The sequence below is a fragment of the Brucella sp. NBRC 12953 genome (assembly GCF_040369775.1).
GTDB lineage: Bacteria > Pseudomonadota > Alphaproteobacteria > Rhizobiales > Rhizobiaceae > Brucella > Brucella pseudogrignonensis.
In genome coordinates this window covers 346,021-364,596 of the sequence record NZ_BAABSV010000006.1, presented here as the reverse complement: position 1 = coordinate 364,596, position 18,576 = coordinate 346,021, and the positions used below count along the sequence as shown (strand labels likewise).

Genomic DNA, 18,576 nt, shown 5'->3' with positions numbered 1-18,576 from the left:
AAAACGGGGCGTTGGCCCCGTTTTCTTATAAAGTGATATAAATCTAAAATACCAAAGACCGATGGGTGGAAACGCCAGCGGAAACACCATCCGCAACGGACCATGCAACACTATGTGCGCCCCTTGAAATGTCGCCGGCGGCATAGATACCCTGAATGCTTGTCGCTTTCATTTCATCAGTTTTAATGGCTTTTCCAAGCGGCATGTCTTCCAATGTGCAGCCGAATTGCTCAGCGAGCGGGCTGTTCAGGCGGTTGGATGGTCCAATGAATAATGCGTCAGCTTGCAACAGGCGACCGTCAGCAAGTTCGATCTCGGAGATGGATGTTCCCTCACCTCTTATGCCTGCGACCGGTTTCGCTTCAATAGTGACGCCACGCTTTTCGAGTTCTGCCAAAGTTGCAGCATCAGGCTCTTCACCGCCATTCAGATAGAATGTGGTCGGTCCCCATTCGGAGATAAGCATGGCTTGATGAGACGACATCGGCGAAAGGTTCAACACGCCCAGTTTTTTGCCGCTGAACTCGTAGCCATGGCAATAAGGGCAATGAATAACCGATTTGCCCCAGCGTTCAGCCAACCCCGGTAAATCTGGCAAAACGTCAGAAATGCCGAAGGCAAAGATCAGTCTGCGCCCACTGACGATTTCGCCTGTTTCGAGTTCAATCGAGAAGTCATCAATCTGCCCGGTTCCGTTTACAGCTTTACCCTCCGTTACTCTTACAGTCGGATAGGCTTTAACCTGCTCTTTTGCCGTTTCGAGCATCGCTGCCGGGCTGCTTCCATCTTGAGCGAAGAAACCATGTGAATGTTCGGCAAAGCGGTTGCGTGGCTTGCCTGTATCGATCACGCGAACCGAGCGTCTGCCGCGCGCCACATAGGTCGCCGCCGAAAGTCCGGCAAAGCTGCCACCGATAATAATCACATCATGATGCGTCATGGGCTGTCTCCAAGTCGAAAGTTGCGCCGCGTTCAATCGCGCGCTGATGAAAATCCGCGCTCAACATGGCGAGTGTCACTTCGCCAAAACGTTTCAATAAAAGCTCTTCTGCATCGCTGAATGCTTTGTTAAGCGATGCGTTGACGGCCTGCTCGACGAGGCAACCCGGCATTTCTGTGCGATTGCTCATTGCAAGCAGCGACGGTTTGCCTATGGCGTTGTAAATGTCATGCAGCGTGACTTTGCTAAGATCGCAAGCGATCTCCCATCCGCCGCCATGACCCTTTTCGGAGCGCACATAGCCCTGCTCTCGCAGACCACTCATGACGCGACGCACGACAACGGGATTGGTGCCCATCGCTTTTGCGAGGACTTCGGAGGTCACGGGCTTTTTATACTCAGCCATGTGAAGGAGGACGTGGAGGACGCCCGAAAGTTTGCTATCTTTTTTCATGTAACTTTATATGTTACGAGTCTTCGGCTCTGTCAAGAGAGGCGATAATATGAAAGCAATTTTCGGGACGTTCTTGTGCGGCTTTGTGTTAGAATGACCTTATGATTGATCTGTTTTCCCAGCTTGAAACTCGAGAAAAGCTTGCCGATGGTGCCGTTCTTTTGCGGGGATTTGCGCTCGCAAACGAAGCCGAAATTCTCAACGCCATGCAAGATGTTGAGAATGATGCATCTTTTCGGAATATGACGACGCCAGGCGGATTTCGCATGTCGGTTGCTATGACCAATTGCGGGTCTTTTGGCTGGGTGACGGACCGGAAGGGCTATCGTTACAGCGCCGTTGATCCTGAAACGGAAAAGCCGTGGCCTTCAATGCCGGGGGCATTTCGCGATCTTGCAGAAAGTGCTGCGGACGAAGCCGGTTATCCTGATTTCTTGCCGGATGCCTGTCTCATCAATCGGTATGAACCCGGCGCAAAAATGTCTTTGCATCAGGATAAGGACGAGAAGGATTTCAAAAATCCGATTGTCTCTGTGTCGCTGGGACTACCCGCGACATTTCAATTCGGCGGATTGCAGCGCAGTGACCCGGTACGCAAATTCGTGCTGCACCACGGCGATGTGGTCGTTTGGGGTGGACCATCCCGACTCTTCTATCATGGCATTCTGCCATTGAAGGATGGAGAGTATCCGCAACTTGGTCGAAATCGCTATAATCTTACATTCAGAAAAGCTAAATAAATCCAATTAGATGCGGGTTGTCTTTAACTCTCTGCATTCATTTGGAACGCGCATTTTTTTCGCGATGCGCGTTAAAACAAATATTCAGATCGAACGCGCTCTAGTTGAACGCACCGCCGTCGCTTTTGCTTTCAGGGCGTTCTTTCGCAACCTTCTCGCGATAGCCGCTGGCGCGATAAGCCGCAATCGGCTCGATTGCTCCGCCGGTACGACGACGCGCTTCTGCCAGAATTGGCTCGACGTCGGTACGATAAGCGCGCTTCAACGTATCGGATGCCATCAGGGCATCGTTTTCCTGCTGATAGGTTTCCAGCGCTTCCCGATCCACCAACAACGCCTGCGCATAAGCGCGGCGGATTTCATTGGCAGACGAAATCAGGCTTTCAATCGGGTCGGTCACATTATGCGACTGATCGATCATATGTTCAGGATGGAAGTCCTTTACACCGCGATAGTCGGCATCGACCAGCTCGTTGAAAACGAGGAACAGACGGTATGGATCAATCGATCCCGCATCCAGATCGTCGTCGCCATATTTGCTGTCATTGAAATGGAAGCCACCGAGCTTTCCGAACTGGATCAGCCGCGCCACGATCATTTCAATGTTGGTGTTTGGTGCATGGTGGCCAAGATCGACCAGACATTGCGCCTTTGGACCAAGCGTCGAGGCTATAAGGTAATTCGTGCCCCAATCCTGAACGACTGTCGAATAGAAGGCTGGCTCATACATTTTGTGCTCAGAGAACAGCCGCCAGTCATCCGGAAGTGTTTTATAGATTTCACCCATCGAATGCAGATAACGCTCGAATGCGCGGGTGAAATTCTGCTGGCCGGGGAAGTTTGAACCATCGCTGAGCCAGACGGTCAGAGCTTTGGAACCAATGGCATTTCCGATCTCGATGCATTCAATATTATGTTCAACAGCCTGAGCACGCACGGCCGGATCGACATGGGTAAGCGAGCCATATTTATAGGAATGCTGCTGATCAGCCGAATCCGAGAACGTGTTGGAATTCATCGCGTCAAAACCGAGCCCGAGTGCTTCTGCATGGGCTTTCAGTTTTTTCGGATCAGCCTTATCCCACGGAATATGCAGCGAAACATTCGGCGTTGCGCGTGAAAGTTCGTTGATGACCGAGCAGTCGTCGAGTTTGTCAAAAATCCCGCGCGGCTCACCGCGACCGGGGAAACGGCCAAAGCGTGTACCACCCGTTCCAGTCCCCCACGAGGGAACAGCGACAAAATATTTTGCAACTTTCTCAGTGATTTTTTCAATTTCAATGCCGCGGCGAGCAAGTTGTTCGCCAAGAGCCTGATAGTCGCTCTTTTGTGCATTCTCAAAGCCGGAATTGTGTTCAGCGATGAAATCGGCTGCAATACGTTGTTCGGACATGGTTCCTCCCAGAATGTCCTCAATTTCTTGGATAAAAGGCAGGAAGGCAAGATCGCCTTACCTGCCTTCTGAGTAATTAACGCGGGAAGCTCTGCTGGTTTCCGGCGTCCACATTGATGATGTTGCCGGTGGACTTGGCAGATGCATCGCTTGAAAGGAAGTAGATCGCTTCAGCAATATCTTCCGGCAGTACATTGAGCTTGAGCAGCGAGCGCTTGCGATAATGTTCTTCCAGTTCCGTCACATCAATCTTCGATGACGCTGCACGCTGTTCGCGCCATTCGCCGTCCCAGATTTTCGAACCGCGCAGCACAGCATCCGGATTGACCACGTTCACACGAATGCCAGCTTCGGCACCTTCAAGGGCAAGACAACGCGCCAGATGGATTTCCGCAGCCTTTGCCGTGCAATAGGCGGATGCGCCCGGCGAAGCGGCGAGCCCATTCTTGGAAGCAACGAAAACCACGTTTCCGCCAAGTTTTTGACGCCGGAAAAGCCGGAATGCCTCACGAGAAACAAGAAAATATCCCGTAGCAAGTATGTCGATATTGCGGTTCCACATCGAAAGCTCGGTATTTTCGACCGAAGCAGACGATGCAATACCGGCGTTTGAAACCAGTATATCAATGCCGCCAAGTTCAACACTTGCCTCTGTGAAAGCGTTGATGACGGCACGCTCATTGGTGACGTTCAGCTCGACGCTGCGAACCTGATCGGAGCCAAAACGCTTGGCAAGATTTGTGTGAGCGGTTTTGAGCGACTCTGCATCGATATCTGCCAGAACCACGCAAGCGCCCTCACCTGCCAGACGTTCAGCGGTGGCATAGCCGATGCCACCTGCACCACCGGTGATCAAGGCAATGCGCCCGGCTAGGCTTTTAGGCTTCGGCATACGCTGGAGTTTGGCTTCTTCAAGCAGCCAATATTCAATATCGAAGGCTTCCTGTTCGGGCAGCCCCTGATATTCAGATACGGATGATGCGCCGCGCATGACATTGATCGCATTGACGTAGAACTCACCGGCAATACGTGCTGTCGCCTTGTCACGCGCAAAAGACAACATGCCGACACCGGGGATCAGGAAAATGACCGGGTTGGGATCGCGCATTTTCGGGGAATTGTCGTGCTTGCAGCTCTCATAATAGCGCGTGTAATCGGCGCGATAGGCTTCGAGTGAAGCTTCAAGGCCAGCAACGACACCATCAACATCCGGTTTAGCGGGATCGAAATTAACCACAAGCGGGCGAATTTTCGTGCGCAGGAAGTGATCCGGGCAAGATGTGCCAAGGCGTGCGAGTGGCTCTAGTTCTTTTGAATTTACGAATTGCAGAACCGCATCCTGATCATCGAAATGGCCAAGCTTGCGCTCTTCCTTTCCGATCAACCCGCGTATCTCTGGCATGAGACGCGCAGCAATTGAACGGCGTTCCGAAACATCCAGGCTTTGGGTCACGGAACCGCCAAAAGCGGCCTTGCCTTCACCCTTCTTATCAAGCCACTCGATAGCCTTGTTAATAATGGCAAGCGTCAGTTCATAGCAGTCCTTAGCGTCATTGGCCCAGGTAAAAAGACCATGACTTTCAAGGACTACGCCCTTTGCATTCGGATTTGACTTCACAAAGGTTTCGAGGTCGAGACCAAGCTGGAAGCCCGGACGACGCCATGGCAGCCAGCCAATTTCATCACCAAAAATCTCGGCAGTCAGCTCGCGTGAGTTCTTTGATGCGGCAATTGCGATGATCGCATCAGGATGCATGTGATCAACATGGGTGAATGGCACAAAACCATGCAACGGCGTATCGATGGAAGCGGCACGAGGATTGAGATTGAATGTGCAGTGCGGAAGGAAACCGACCATACGGTCTTCGTCTTCAACGCCCTTATAGATGCCTTTCAGCGCGTCGAGCTTGTCCTGATAAAGCGTAGCAAAGCCGTCGAGCATAATGGTGCCGACATCGCCGCCCGAGCCCTTGACCCAAAGTACTGGAACCTGTTCGCCGGTCAGCGGATCGATTTCCTGTACTTTTGCCGATGTATTCCCGCCACCATAATTGGTGATGCGCTTATCGGAACCGAGCAGGTTTGAACGATAAAGCAGCTTGCCTGGCTCATCCAACGTTGCCGCTTTGGCGTCATCCCAGCGATTATCCAAGAGCCTGCTTTGGGCCACCATTTCATCCTCCCGTTTTATGGTGAAGACCGGAATGCGCGCTTTCTTTTTCACGCACAAACGATCATGTTGGGAAAAGATATGGCGTATTGTGCAAATTATTGTCAATCAAAAACGATCATAAATAATCATATATGTTATTTTAGTGCACTATGATGATTGTTTATGATTGACACTGCCCGCATTTGTGTTCGATACAAGAAAAAGGAGGAGCCATGCACGAAAGAGAGCGCCACCGTATTATCCTGAGTGCTGTTCAGGAAAAGCCGGTGATCACCATTCAGGATCTGGTGGAATTGACGGAGGCGTCGGAAGCGACCCTTCGGCGCGACATTGCATCGCTTCACATGCAGGGCCGTATCAAGCGGGTTCGCGGCGGCGCGGAGGCTATACATCCCCCGCAGTTCGGCAGCCTTGCAGGCCGACCTTTCAAGGTTTCGGAATCGGAAAACACGGATTGCAAGCGCGTGATTGCTCGCGAAGCTGTTTCGCTTTGCGAAGAAGGCGACAGCATCATCATCAACGGTGGTTCTACGACTTTCCAGATGGTGCATTATCTCGCGGCGCGTCGTCTGCAGGTGCTGACCAATTCCTTTGCCATCGCTGAACACCTTTTGCGCCAGTCAAAAAGCACGGTCATTGTGCCGGGAGGCGCGATCTATCGTGATCAGAGCCTTATTCTGTCGCCATTCGATAATGATGTGATCCGTAACTTCTACGGACGCCGCATGTTCATGGGCTGTCAGGGTGTCAGCCCTCTCGGCGTGATGGAAGCTGACGCCCTGATTATCCAGAGCGAGCAGAAACTCATGGGCCAGGCGGACGAAATTGTCCTGATGGTCGATTCATCGAAATTCACACGTCGCTCAAGCCTTATCCTCTGCCCTCTTGATCGGGTCAGCACGCTGATCACCGATGAAGGCATTTCGGATGATGCGCGGCGAATGGTGGAGAATGCGGGCATCAAGCTCATCGTAGCGCAGGTCTCTGCAAATGCTGGCAAGGGTGACGAACGGGGGGAAGCCACAGAAGTTGCCTAAGCTGTAACCAAACATATGAATGTTCTTAATCGGGAGGAATGGGACATGAAACTTTTCAAGAAACTGGCATTGAGCACAGCGCTGGCTGTTGCTTTCATGGCGAATGCCGCACAGGCTGCCGACATGAAAATCGCACTCGTTGCGAAATCGTTGGGCAATGGCTTTTTTGAAGCGGCCAATAAGGGCGCACAGGAAGCTGCCAAGGAACTGGGTGGCGTTGAAGTCATCTATACTGGCCCAACGACAACGACTGCCGAAGGTCAGATTGAAGTCATCAATTCGCTGATTGCGCAAGGCGTGGATGCCATTGCAATCTCTGCAAACGATCCGGATGCGGTTGTTCCAGCACTCAAGAAGGCTGCGCAGCGCGGTATCAAGGTTATCTCGTGGGATTCCGGTGTCGCGCCTGAAGGCCGCATCGTCCATCTCAATCCATCATCGAACGATCTGATCGGCAAAATGTGCCTGACGCTGGCAGCGCATCATTTGCCAGATGGTAAGGGTGATTTCGCGATCCTTTCGGCAACGACCACCTCGACCAACCAGAATATCTGGATTGACGAGATGAAGAAGCAGCTCAAGGATTTTCCGGGCCTTAATCTCGTCACCACCGTTTACGGTGATGACCTTGCCGACAAAAGCTACCGTGAAGCACAGGGCCTGCTCACTTCCAATCCTGATGTGAAGGTGATTGTTGCTCCAACTACGGTTGGCGTGCTTGCTGCCTCGCAGGCTGTCAAAGACGCAGGCAAAATCGGCGATGTTTATGTAACCGGCCTTGGTCTGCCGTCTGAAATGGCTGGCGCCATCAAGTCGGGTGCAACCAAGGAATTCGCGATCTGGAACCCGATCGATCTGGGTTATTCGGCAACGCAGATTGCCTATCATCTCGTAAAGGGTGATGCAGACGGCAAGCCTGGCTCGGAAATCGAAGCCGGTCGCATGGGCAAAATCAAGATCGGCGAAAACGGCGAAGCCGCGATGAGTGATCCATTTGTCTATGACGCGTCGAACATCGACGAATTCTCCAAGGTCTTTTAATTTTAAGACTGTGGCTGGCGGTGCGAAGGATAATCTTGCACCGCCATTATTTTCCGAATTGAATTCAGGTATTTCTGATGAATGCAGCTTTGCAGAAAAGCGGGCAATCGGTGTTGCCTGCCGGCCATCCGGATACGCCTTTGCTGGAAATGCGCGGCATTGCCAAAACATTTCCCGGAGTGCGAGCGCTCGATAACGTCAATATCGCGCTCTATCCAGGCCAGGTAACAGCACTGATCGGCGAAAACGGAGCGGGCAAGTCGACGCTTGTCAAAATTCTGACGGGAATTTATCACCCGGACGAAGGCGAAATTCTGATTGATGGTCAGCCGGTTCATTTTTCGACTGCGCAGGATGCGACCGACGCCGGTGTAACCGCCATTCATCAGGAAACAGTGCTTTTCGACGAATTATCCGTTGGCGAGAATATCTATCTCGGCCACGCGCCCCGCACGAAGCTTGGCTTCGTCAATTGGGCGGCAGTTTTTGCACGGGCACAGGCTCTGCTCTCTTCGCTGGAAATCACGGTTGATGCTCGTATCAAGCTACGAGAACTTTCCATCGCGCAGCGGCATCTGGTGGCGATTGCGCGTGCGCTTTCGGTGGATTCCCGCGTCGTCATCATGGATGAGCCGACAGCAGCTCTGTCGCGCAAAGAAGTTGATGATCTTTTCCGCATCGTCGAGCGACTGAAATCGCAGGGCAAAGCAATCCTGTTCATCAGCCATAAATTCGATGAAGTCTATGAGATAGCGGATCGGTATGCGGTTTTCCGCGACGGTTGTGCGGTCGGGCACGGACTATTGTCGGAGATGAATGAACGCGAAATTGTCCGGCTGATGGTTGGACGTTCGGTGGAAAAGGCTTTTCCCAAGCAGGATGTTGCGCTTGGCGACACAGTGCTGAAGGTTGCGAATTATTCTCATCCGACCGAGTTTCGCGATATATCCTTTGAACTGCGGCGCGGTGAAATCCTCGGTGTCTATGGTCTGGTGGGCGCTGGTCGTTCTGAGTTCGCGCAATCGCTGTTTGGCATGACGACGCCCTCATCCGGTCAAGTTGTGCTGGAAGGCAAGGAAATCAAAATCCGCCGCTCGGGCGATGCAATTGCTCAAGGCATTGTCTATGTGCCAGAAGAGCGCGGACGGCATGGCGCGGTTTTGCAGATGCCGATTTTTCAGAATGTATCGCTCCCCTCGCTGACGCGCACATCGCGGCGCGGGTTTCTGCGCATGGCGGAAGAATTCAAGCTCGCACGCAAATATGCCGAGCGGTTTGATTTGCGCGCCGCCGCACTTTCAGTGCCGGTGGGAACGCTTTCCGGTGGCAATCAGCAGAAGGTGGTTATCGGTAAATGGCTCGCGACCCATCCAAAGGTCATCATTCTCGATGAACCGACCAAAGGCATCGACATTGGCTCGAAAGCCGCTGTGCATGAATTTATCAGCGAATTGGCTGCGGAAGGACTGAGCATCATCATGATCTCGTCCGAACTACCCGAAATTATAGGCATGTCGGATCGCGTCATGGTGATGCGCGAAGGACTGGTGGAAGGCATTTTTGATCGTGCCGACCTTGATGCCGAAGTTCTGGTGCGTGCGGCCACTGGAAATGCCGGTGAGAATGCGGAGTAAGATATGAAACAGCTTCTCAAACAGCGCGAACTCCTGCTTCTTGTCATCATTGCGATCATGATCGGGCTGTTCTCAATGCGTGCGCCGGGTTTCAGCTCGCCGCGCAATCTCGCGAACATTTTCAACGACACGTCGATCCTGATTATTCTGGCTCTGGGTCAGATGTCGGTGATCCTGACAAAGTCCATCGATCTTTCGGTCGCGGCCAATCTGGCATTTACCGGCATGGCGGTGGCGATGCTCAATGCCGCCTACCCTGAAATACCGCTGGTCGTGCTGATTGTTGCAGCCGTAGGTATTGGTGCCATTCTGGGTGCGATCAATGGCATTCTGGTTTGGAAGCTGGATATTCCAGCCATTGTGGTCACACTTGGCACACTGACCATCTATCGCGGCATGGCCTTTGTTCTGTCGGGTGGTGGCTGGGTCAATGCTCATCAGATGACCGGGCCGTTTCTTAATACGCCGCGCACGGTGTTTCTGGGGCTTCCGCTCCTTGGCTGGACGGCACTGCTCATCATCGGCCTCATCTATGTGCTGCTCACTCGCAGCTTCTTTGGCCGAGCACTTTATGCATCAGGTGGCAATCCGACGGCTGCGGTCTATGCCGGTATCGATGTGGGCCGCACGCGCTTCTTCGCCTTTGTGCTGTCCGGCTCGTTGGCAGGATTATGCGGTTATCTCTGGGTTTCACGCTATGCGGTTGCTTATGTGGATATCGCCAACGGATTTGAACTCGACAGCGTTGCTGCCTGCGTGATCGGCGGGATTTCAATCATCGGCGGCATTGGCACGGCCTTTGGCGCAGTGCTGGGTGCGCTGTTTCTAGGCGTCATCAAAAACGCCCTGCCCGTCATCAACATCTCACCCTTCTGGCAAATGGCGATTTCCGGCGCAGTTATCATCGCAGCCGTGATCTTCAATGCCCGACAGGAGAAACGCGGCGGACGTATCATTCTGCGCGACAAGGCCGCAAAGACTTATGAGGAGCCAGCAGCGTGAGCGAGATAACGGAACGCCGTCATATCCCGGACCGGCTGGGAACGTCCTACACGCGGCTGTTTGCCAGTTGGGAAATGTTGTTGCTTGGCGTAGCGATTGCGATTTTCATCGCCAATTCATTTGCCTCGCCATATTTCCTCAATGCCTGGAACCTTTCAGACGCAACGTTCAATTTCACTGAAAAAGCGCTCATTGCCTTTGCAATGACGTTGCTCATCATCTCCGGTGAGATCGACCTGTCGGTCGCTGCGATCATTGCTTTAGCATCGACCGCCATGGGGGCCGCAGCACAGATGGGTGTAGGCACGCCCGGTCTCGTGTTGATCGGTATCGGTACAGGTCTTGTTTGCGGGGCGATCAATGGCGGGCTCGTGGCCGGACTTAAGCTTCCGTCTATCGTTGTCACCATCGGTACGATGAGTCTGTTTCGTGGCATTTCCTATATTGTGCTCGGCGACAAAGCCTATGGTGGTTATCCGGAAAGCTTTGCTTATTTCGGACAGGGCTATGTCGTCTGGGTTTTCTCGTTTGAATTTGTGCTGTTCATCGCTTTCGCACTGATTTTCGGCATACTGCTGCATGCCACCACTTTCGGACGACGCATTTATGCCATCGGCAATAATGAGTTTGCTTCGCGCTTTTCGGGCATCCCTGTCGAACGCATGAAGTTTACATTGTTCATGCTGACGGGGCTGATGAGCGGTATAGCTGCCGTGTGCCTGACCTCGCGCCTTGGCTCTACCCGGCCATCCATTGCACAGGGCTGGGAACTTGAAATCATCACGATGGTCGTGCTCGGTGGTGTGTCGATCCTCGGTGGCGCAGGCAGCATCATCGGCGTTGTAATAGCGGCTTTTGTGATGGGGCTTGTGACCTTCGGTCTCGGCCTTCTCAATGTGCCGGGCATTGTCATGTCGATCTTCATTGGGCTTTTGCTGATTATCACGATCTCGCTGCCAATCCTCGGGCGCAAATTCAAAGCGAGGCAAAAGTCATGACCAGTGAACGCTATGCTTTCCGTATGAAGCTTCATCCCGGTCAGGAAGCAGAATACCGGCGCCGTCATGATGAAATCTGGCCCGAGCTTATCGATCTGCTGCAGCAATCCGGAGTGTCTGATTATTCGATATGGCTGGATGAAGACACACATATCCTTTTCGGCACGCTTACCCGAACCAAGACGCACGGTATGTCAGCGCTGCCAGATCATCCGGTCATGAAGAAATGGTGGGCGCATATGGCTGACATCATGGAAACGAATGCCGATAATTCGCCGATTTCCATCGACCTCAAACCTGTCTTTCATATGTCATGAAGCATATTGCCATTCTCGATGTCGGCAAAACCAATGCCAAGACCGTTCTGCTTGATGCATTAACAGGTGAAGAGATTGCCGTGCGGCGCATCCCAAACACAGTGCTGCACGATGGCCCTTATCCGCATTATGATCTGGAGACGCTGTGGAGCTTTTTCCTGAAAAGCCTTACCGAGTTTGCAGAAGCCACGGGCTTTGACGCTATTTCGATTACAACCCATGGTGCGAGTGCAGTATTGCTCGACAAGGATGGTGAGCTTGCCATGCCCATGCTTGATTACGAGCATGATTATGGTGCTGAAACTCGCGAAGCCTATGCGCGCATCAAGCCGGACTTCGCGCTGACCTATTCACCGACACTTTCGCTGGGGCTCAATGTCGGCGCACAGCTTCATTATCTGAAGACAGTTTTTCCTGAACAGTTTGCTGAAACGGCGCTGGTCGTGACCTATCCGCAATACTGGGCCTATAGGTTGACCGGGGTTCCTGCGGTCGAGCTGACATCACTCGGATGCCATACGGATCTGTGGCTGCCGAAAAGCGGTACTTATTCGTCGCTGGTCGAAAGCCTTGGCCTTGAGGGCAAGTTTCCGCCGCTTCGATCGGCATTCGATGCGTTGGACAATCTGCTGCCCGAACTCGCGCAGGAAATCGGGCTTGTCGCCACTGTTCCCGTCTATTGCGGTATCCATGATTCAAACGCCTCCTTGCTTGCGCATCTCATGGATCGTGAGCCGCCCTTTTCGGTTGTCTCGACGGGTACATGGGTTGTGAGTTTTGCAGTTGGCGGTGATCTCGAAGGGCTTGATCCGGAACGCGATACGCTCGCCAATGTCGATGCCTATGGTCGCGCTGTTCCCTCTGCCCGCTATATGGGCGGACGCGAATTCGACATGATGACTGCAAATCTGACGCCCCCGAGCGAACAAGTGCATGAACGCGTTCTGGATCAGGTATTGGCACACGGCATCATGGCTTTACCTTCTGCTGTGCCGGGTTGCGGGCCGTATCCGGATACTTCACTACGCTGGTTAAACGCCGAAGATGCAAGCCCAGCGGAGCGTTATGTAGCTTCCTGCCTTTATGCAGCACTGATGACGCAAAGTTGCCTTGAGCTTCTGGGTGCCGATGGTCCGATAATCGTCGAAGGTCCATTCGCGGCAAACAGCATCTATCTTCATGCTCTGGCAGGTTTCGCTGGTCGAGATGTGGTTGCTGTTTCAGGGACGACGGGAACTGCGATGGGGGCTGCTTTACTTGCCGGAGCCGCAGTTCCGGCAATGTCTGAACGTATCTTCAATCCAGCTAATGAAGCATATAAAAACTATAAAATACAATGGTTAGATGGCATTAATTAATAAAGTAATTTAAACTAAAGGCGCCCGGATTTCAAACCAGAAACCCGGGCGCTTTTTTATCAGTTGAGCGCCTTATCTCGCGTTTCCACATTGATGAAGAAGGCGATTATTCCCGCAAGCGCCAGCAGGCCTGCAAACATTGCAACAGCCGTATTGAAGCTCTGTGTGACGACAATCGCCAACGCCGAAGGTGCAAGCAATCCGCCAAGGCGTGCCATAGCGCCGGCCGCGCCCATACCGCTTGCACGCAATGCTGTCGGATAAAGCTCCGGCGTAAACGCATAAAGCGCACCCCATGTGCCGAGCAGAGCAAAGCTCATGATAAGGATCGATGCGCCAACCAGGGCAGAGCTTCCGGCGACAGTGAAAAGTGCGCAGGCAGCGGCACTGATGAACAGGAAGCCAATCAGCGTTTTACGACGGCCCCAAGCCTCGACGCCATATGCGGCCAGCGCATAACCGGGCAGCTGTGCCAGTGCAACGACGACCAGGAAGCCATAACCACGCACGAAGCCGAAGCCATCACTCGCAAGTTTGGCCGGTATCCAGGTGAAGATTCCGTAATAGGATACAGAAACAAGGAACCATATCGCCAGCGTGGTCAGCGTGCGCTGACGCAGATTTGGTGAAAGAAGTTTTTCGTTTGTCACCAGAAGCGGTGCATCAAGAACAGCCTTTGGTGGCAGCTCCGGCTTGCCATTACGGCGCAGAACGCGATTCATCACACTCTTTGCTTCTTGTGTCTGACCGGTTTTGAGCAAATGCATCGGGGATTCAGGAATCCAGATACGCAGCCAGATGCCGATCAAAGCCGGTGCGGCGGTAACGACGAAAATGTAGCGCCACGCATCGGCCACGCCTGCAAGGCTTGCGGCCCACGCAGCAAGCGCAATGATCACTGTGCCAACAGCCCAGAAACCTTCGAGCATAACCAGCCAGCGGCCACGATTCTTGGATGGCAGAAATTCAGCCATCATTGCATAATCAACGGGCAAGGTTCCGCCGACCGCAATACCGGTCAGAAAGCGAAGGCCGAGAAGAATAGCAAAGTTCGGCGAGAAAGCAGACAGCAAGCCAAACACTGCATCACATGCAACTGTAATGAGAAGAACGCGGCGGCGACCATATTTGTCGGCAAGCCTGCCAAACAGTGCTGCGCCAATCAACATTCCGAAGAAGAACAGCGTACCAGTCTGCAATGCCTGTGGAACGGTGAGGCCGAAAGTTGCGGCGATTGAGGCTGCGGTAAAACCTACCGCCAGCACCTGCATGGCATCTGCAGCCCATACAAGTCCGAATACACCGAGAAGATTGCGCTGGAAGGGGCCGGCTCCGGCCTGATCGAGCGTTTGTTCGATAGTAACTTTCATGCCGCGATGATCCCCTCTTTCCGGCCGAAATTCTACGGTGCTTTTGCTGCGCCTCTCAGCCTCGTCTGTCAATCGTGATTTGATCGAAATAAGACACTTTTGCTTAAAATGAGCATAAGTATCTTTAACGTGCGGTTTTCTGGTCACGCCTCAATGTCTGTTTGTGAGTTTCGCGCGATCTCAAAAACGTCTAGGACTGTTGATATATTGAGGTGGGATGAGAGCATGACCTATACGGCAAGAGATTTTGGTATCGTTTGTGGAACAATGCCAACAGGCGAAAAGAACGATATCACCGATGTTCCCGGTGTTCTGGTGGGGCATCACACAGTTAAAGACGGCGACATTAATACCGGCGTCACGGCCATCATGCCTCACAGCGGCAATCTCTATCGGCAGAAAGTTCTGGGCGCCTGCGATATCATCAACGGCTTTGGCAAAAGCATCGGTCTGATGCAGGTGGAGGAATTGGGCACTATCGAGACCCCTATTTTGCTCACCAACACGTTTGGCATCGGAACTTGCGCTAATGCCCTTATTCGTGAGGCAATTGCCGCAAATCCTGATATCGGCAGGACGACCGCAACCGTCAATCCCGTTGTTCTCGAGTGTAATGATGGGCCATTCAATGATATTCAGGCTTTGGCGATAACTGAGGATCATGCGCGGCTAGCACTTGGAAATGCCAGCAATCATTTTCTTCAGGGCAATGTCGGTGCAGGAACCGGCATGACATGCTTCGGTTTCAAGGGTGGTGTTGGTAGTGCATCTCGTCGGTTTGATCTGGATGGCGAAACCTATCACCTTGGCATTTTGGCGCTCACGAATTTTGGGCGCACTGGCGATCTGATTCTGCCGGATGGGCGCAGGCCATCGCCTAAGACCATTGCGCAACCGGAAAGAGGCTCGGTTATCCTTGTGCTCGCAACCGATGTGCCGCTCGAACATCGGCAATTAAAGCGTGTTTCGAAACGTTGTGGTGCGGGATTGGCTCGCCTCGGTGCTTTTTGGGGCAATGGCAGCGGCGATATTGCTATTGGTTTTTCAACGGCTGCAACATTCGATCACGATGAAGCATCCGACCTGATTTCATTAAAGGCTCTGAACGAGAATCGTATCGACATTCTTTTCCGGGCCGCCGCAGAGGCCACACAGGAGGCCGTGCTGAATTCCATGTGTGCGGCTGAAACCTTTGTTGGCCGTGGCGGAAATCGCGGTATTTCCTTGGCGGATTGGCTTAAAAGTTCCGAGTCTCACTGAGTCTGATGAAAGGGCCGTGGCAGTACAGCTTCCACGGCTCGTAAACCGAGCAGAAGTTTTCTGATGTTTTAATAAAATAGATTATTTTAAATATTTATCTCATTGTTATTTAATAATAAAATGTTGTTTTCTTCTACAAGTTAATGCCCTGGGTCGATTGATGTGACCAAAGAAATTTGTCGGTTTTGAGTGAATTATGAAGGGGGTTGTTAACCTTCATTTTTTATTACTAAGGCTCATTCAGGCGACATATCTATGGTTCGGGTATCATGCGTAATTTGAGAGAAAATCTTCCCCATACAGATGGAAATCGTGCAGAGTCTGCTCCAGAGCAGAAGCCGCAGCGCGACCCGTTGGGAGCGCATTCGCCAAATTCGGACGGGACGTGGAAATCGTATTTTTCGCTTGGTGCGAATGTACGTTTCACCCGCACGCCAGAGATTGATCTTGTGCGTCGTCGCGGTGAAGATCTGCCGGATATCAATGGTCGTGCGAAGCCTGCAGAGGTGGAAGCTGATCATGCTCCGATCGAGATCGAAAAAGTTGCAGAAGCTCAGCCAATGGCTGTTGCTGCTCTTCAGCATTCCGTTTCACAGAATATGGTTCGCACACCTGTCGCACCCGTGCCGCCTGTTCTGACGACCGTACCAGCCGAAACCGTGGTCCAGCCTGTAGAAGTGGCGCCTGTTTTGGCTGCCCAATCGATTGAGGTTGAGCCTGTAGCAAATGTAGCCGCAGCTATCTCGGCATTCGCACATTTGTCGGATTTTGCTTTTTGGGAAAGCTTTGATTTCGATACTGCGCCAGTTCAGCCTGTTGCCGTTGTTGCAGAAGTTGCAGCGCCAAAGCGTGCTACGCCGACTGTTGAATCGATCATCGCACAGTTCCGCACGGTTGAATGGAACAAGGGCAAGCCTCAGGAGGCACCTGCTGCTGTCGTGGAACAGCCTGCTCCGGTTGCTGAAGTCGTTCAGCCTGCTCAGGTTGCTCCAGCTCCACAGCCAGTTGCTGCTCCCATTGCAGAAGTGAAGATTGAAGCACCTCGTGCGCATATCGAAGTGGCTGCACCTCAGGCACCTGTCGAAGTCGTCACTGATGTTGCTGCTGAAGCAACGGAAGATGAAGTCGTGCTTACTGTCGCTGAAGCAGAAGAGCATGTGGTTGAGGAAGTTGTTGCTCCTGCACCTGTTGCAGAAGCGCCAAAGGTTGAAGCCCCTGCGAAGACAGCCCCTTCAATTGCTCTTTATCAGCCGCAGCCCCTCCCCCGGACAGAAGCTGTCGTCATGCATGGAGACTATGAATTTCCGCCGCGTGATCTGCTGCAGGAACCGCCTTCGCTTGATGGCAATGTCATCACGCAGGAAATGCTTGAGCGTAGCGCTGGCTTGCTCGAAAGCGTGCTGGAAGACTTCGGTGTACGTGGTGAAATCATTCATGTTCGTCCCGGCCCTGTCGTCACGCTCTATGAGTTTGAACCAGCTCCCGGCGTTAAGTCGTCCCGCGTGATCGGACTTGCTGATGATATTGCGCGTTCGATGTCGGCACTCTCCGCGCGTGTTGCCGTAGTTCCGGGACGTAACGTCATTGGCATCGAATTGCCAAATGCCAATCGTGAGACCGTCTATCTGCGCGAAATGATTGACTCCCGCACGTTCGAATCCTCGAACTACCGCCTGCCGCTTTGCCTGGGCAAAGGCATTGGTGGTGAGCCAATCATCGCAGAACTTGCAAAGATGCCTCACCTGCTCGTAGCTGGTACCACCGGTTCGGGTAAGTCTGTCGCCATCAATACGATGATCCTGTCGCTGCTCTACCGCTTCAAGCCGGAAGAATGCCGCCTGATCATGGTCGATCCAAAGATGCTGGAACTCTCCATCTATGATGGTATTCCGCACCTGCTGACGCCGGTGGTGACCGATCCAAAGAAGGCCGTTGTGGCTCTGAAATGGGCCGTGCGCGAAATGGAAGACCGCTATCGCAAGATGGCACGTCTGGGCGTTCGCAACATCGAAGGCTTCAATCAGCGTGCAGCGTCTGCCAAGGGCAAGGGCGAAACCGTCATGTGCACGGTGCAGTCCGGCTTTGACAAGGAAACCGGCGAAGCAACCTATGTTCAGGAAGAACTCGACCTGACGCCAATGCCATATATTGTCGTGATTATCGACGAAATGGCCGACCTGATGATGGTTGCGGGCAAGGACATCGAAGGTGCTGTGCAGCGTCTTGCACAGATGGCGCGTGCTGCTGGTATCCACCTTATCATGGCGACGCAGCGTCCTTCGGTTGACGTTATCACCGGTACGATCAAGGCCAACTTCCCGACCCGTATTTCGTTCCAGGTCACGTCGAAGATCGACAGCCGCACCATTCTTGGTGAAATGGGTGCCGAACAGCTTCTCGGTCAGGGCGATATGCTGCATATGGCCGGTGGTGGCCGCATTGTACGCGTCCATGGCCCATTCGTTTCGGATGAAGAAGTTGAGAAGGTCGTGAATCATCTGAAGGAACAGGGCCGTCCAGATTATCTGGCGACTGTTACCGAAGACGAGGAAGACGAAGATACCGTGCAGGACACTGCAGTCTTCGACGCTTCGACAATGGGTTCGGAAGACAGTGACGATGTCTATGAGCAGGCTGTGAAGGTTGTTTTGCGTGATAAGAAGTGCTCGACTTCTTACATCCAGCGTCGCCTCGGCATTGGCTACAACCGCGCGGCTTCACTTGTCGAGCGTATGGAACAGGAAGGCCTTGTCGGCGCGGCTAACCATGTTGGTAAGCGTGAAATCCTCACTGGCAACCGTGATTAAGTGATCGGATTATAGATTGCAAAAGCCGGGTCGTTCCAACGATCCGGCTTTT

15 protein-coding genes are annotated in these 18,576 nt (G+C 52.8%); 10 read left to right on the top strand and 5 right to left on the bottom strand.

Annotation, left to right across the window (positions count from 1 at the left end):
- Positions 1 to 43: 43 nt before the first annotated feature.
- Together ABWV94_RS16640 and ABWV94_RS16635 are read right to left on the bottom strand one after the other, a co-directional pair.
- Positions 44 to 940, bottom strand: a complete 897-nt coding sequence (locus ABWV94_RS16640; protein ID WP_353414480.1) for an NAD(P)/FAD-dependent oxidoreductase — start codon at positions 938 to 940, stop codon at positions 44 to 46.
- Positions 927 to 1,394 (bottom strand): Rrf2 family transcriptional regulator, encoded by a 468-nt coding sequence (locus ABWV94_RS16635; RefSeq protein WP_064321710.1) that lies wholly within the window; start codon positions 1,392 to 1,394, stop codon positions 927 to 929. The genes ABWV94_RS16640 and ABWV94_RS16635 overlap by 14 nt, the downstream gene beginning before the upstream one ends.
- A gap of 101 nt (positions 1,395 to 1,495) precedes the next feature.
- Here ABWV94_RS16635 and alkB point away from each other — a divergent pair, with 101 nt between their 5' ends.
- Positions 1,496 to 2,134 carry a DNA oxidative demethylase AlkB gene (gene alkB, locus ABWV94_RS16630; RefSeq protein WP_112806271.1) on the top strand — a complete coding sequence of 213 codons (639 nt, stop codon included), beginning with the start codon at positions 1,496 to 1,498 and terminating at the stop codon, positions 2,132 to 2,134.
- A gap of 100 nt (positions 2,135 to 2,234) precedes the next feature.
- Here alkB and rhaI read toward each other — a convergent pair whose 3' ends face one another.
- Both rhaI and ABWV94_RS16620 read right to left on the bottom strand, forming a co-directional pair.
- Complete coding sequence (gene rhaI / locus ABWV94_RS16625) at positions 2,235 to 3,527, bottom strand: L-rhamnose catabolism isomerase (protein WP_231195391.1); 1,293 nt, start codon at positions 3,525 to 3,527, stop codon at positions 2,235 to 2,237.
- A 76-nt stretch (positions 3,528 to 3,603) separates the two neighbouring features.
- Complete coding sequence (locus ABWV94_RS16620) at positions 3,604 to 5,700, bottom strand: bifunctional rhamnulose-1-phosphate aldolase/short-chain dehydrogenase (protein WP_353414476.1); 2,097 nt, start codon at positions 5,698 to 5,700, stop codon at positions 3,604 to 3,606.
- A 212-nt stretch (positions 5,701 to 5,912) separates the two neighbouring features.
- On the opposite strand from ABWV94_RS16620, the gene ABWV94_RS16615 reads away from it, so the two are divergent.
- The 7 genes from ABWV94_RS16615 (at position 5,913) to ABWV94_RS16585 (ending at position 13,087) form a co-directional block, all read left to right on the top strand.
- Positions 5,913 to 6,737, top strand: coding sequence for a DeoR/GlpR family DNA-binding transcription regulator (locus tag ABWV94_RS16615; protein WP_353414474.1), 825 nt, complete (start codon positions 5,913 to 5,915; stop codon positions 6,735 to 6,737).
- A gap of 45 nt (positions 6,738 to 6,782) precedes the next feature.
- Positions 6,783 to 7,778: a rhamnose ABC transporter substrate-binding protein gene (rhaS, locus tag ABWV94_RS16610; protein ID WP_064321715.1), complete on the top strand. Its 996-nt coding sequence runs from the start codon at positions 6,783 to 6,785 to the stop codon at positions 7,776 to 7,778.
- Between the two features lie 77 nt (positions 7,779 to 7,855).
- Complete coding sequence (locus ABWV94_RS16605; protein WP_353414472.1) at positions 7,856 to 9,412, top strand: sugar ABC transporter ATP-binding protein; 1,557 nt, start codon at positions 7,856 to 7,858, stop codon at positions 9,410 to 9,412.
- Positions 9,413 to 9,415: 3 nt separating this feature from the next.
- A complete protein-coding gene (locus ABWV94_RS16600; protein ID WP_194779646.1) occupies positions 9,416 to 10,414 on the top strand; it encodes an ABC transporter permease in 999 nt (332 codons plus the stop codon).
- A complete protein-coding gene (locus ABWV94_RS16595) occupies positions 10,411 to 11,412 on the top strand; it encodes an ABC transporter permease (protein ID WP_353414469.1) in 1,002 nt (333 codons plus the stop codon). Before ABWV94_RS16600 ends, ABWV94_RS16595 begins: the two co-directional genes overlap by 4 nt.
- Complete coding sequence (gene rhaM / locus ABWV94_RS16590) at positions 11,409 to 11,729, top strand: L-rhamnose mutarotase (protein ID WP_353414467.1); 321 nt, start codon at positions 11,409 to 11,411, stop codon at positions 11,727 to 11,729. The genes ABWV94_RS16595 and rhaM overlap by 4 nt, the downstream gene beginning before the upstream one ends.
- Entirely contained in the window at positions 11,726 to 13,087 is a 1,362-nt protein-coding gene (locus ABWV94_RS16585) for an FGGY-family carbohydrate kinase (protein WP_353414465.1), read from the top strand. Before rhaM ends, ABWV94_RS16585 begins: the two co-directional genes overlap by 4 nt.
- A gap of 59 nt (positions 13,088 to 13,146) precedes the next feature.
- On the opposite strand, the gene ABWV94_RS16580 is transcribed toward ABWV94_RS16585, so the two are convergent.
- The gene (locus ABWV94_RS16580) at positions 13,147 to 14,457 is read right to left on the bottom strand and encodes an MFS transporter (protein WP_007879144.1); all 1,311 of its coding nucleotides are present in this window, start codon (positions 14,455 to 14,457) and stop codon (positions 13,147 to 13,149) included.
- A 225-nt stretch (positions 14,458 to 14,682) separates the two neighbouring features.
- Here ABWV94_RS16580 and ABWV94_RS16575 point away from each other — a divergent pair, with 225 nt between their 5' ends.
- Together ABWV94_RS16575 and ABWV94_RS16570 are read left to right on the top strand one after the other, a co-directional pair.
- Positions 14,683 to 15,717, top strand: coding sequence for a DmpA family aminopeptidase (locus ABWV94_RS16575; RefSeq protein ID WP_353414463.1), 1,035 nt, complete (start codon positions 14,683 to 14,685; stop codon positions 15,715 to 15,717).
- 269 nt (positions 15,718 to 15,986) lie between these two features.
- Complete coding sequence (locus tag ABWV94_RS16570; RefSeq protein WP_353414461.1) at positions 15,987 to 18,524, top strand: DNA translocase FtsK; 2,538 nt, start codon at positions 15,987 to 15,989, stop codon at positions 18,522 to 18,524.
- Positions 18,525 to 18,576: the final 52 nt, after the last annotated feature.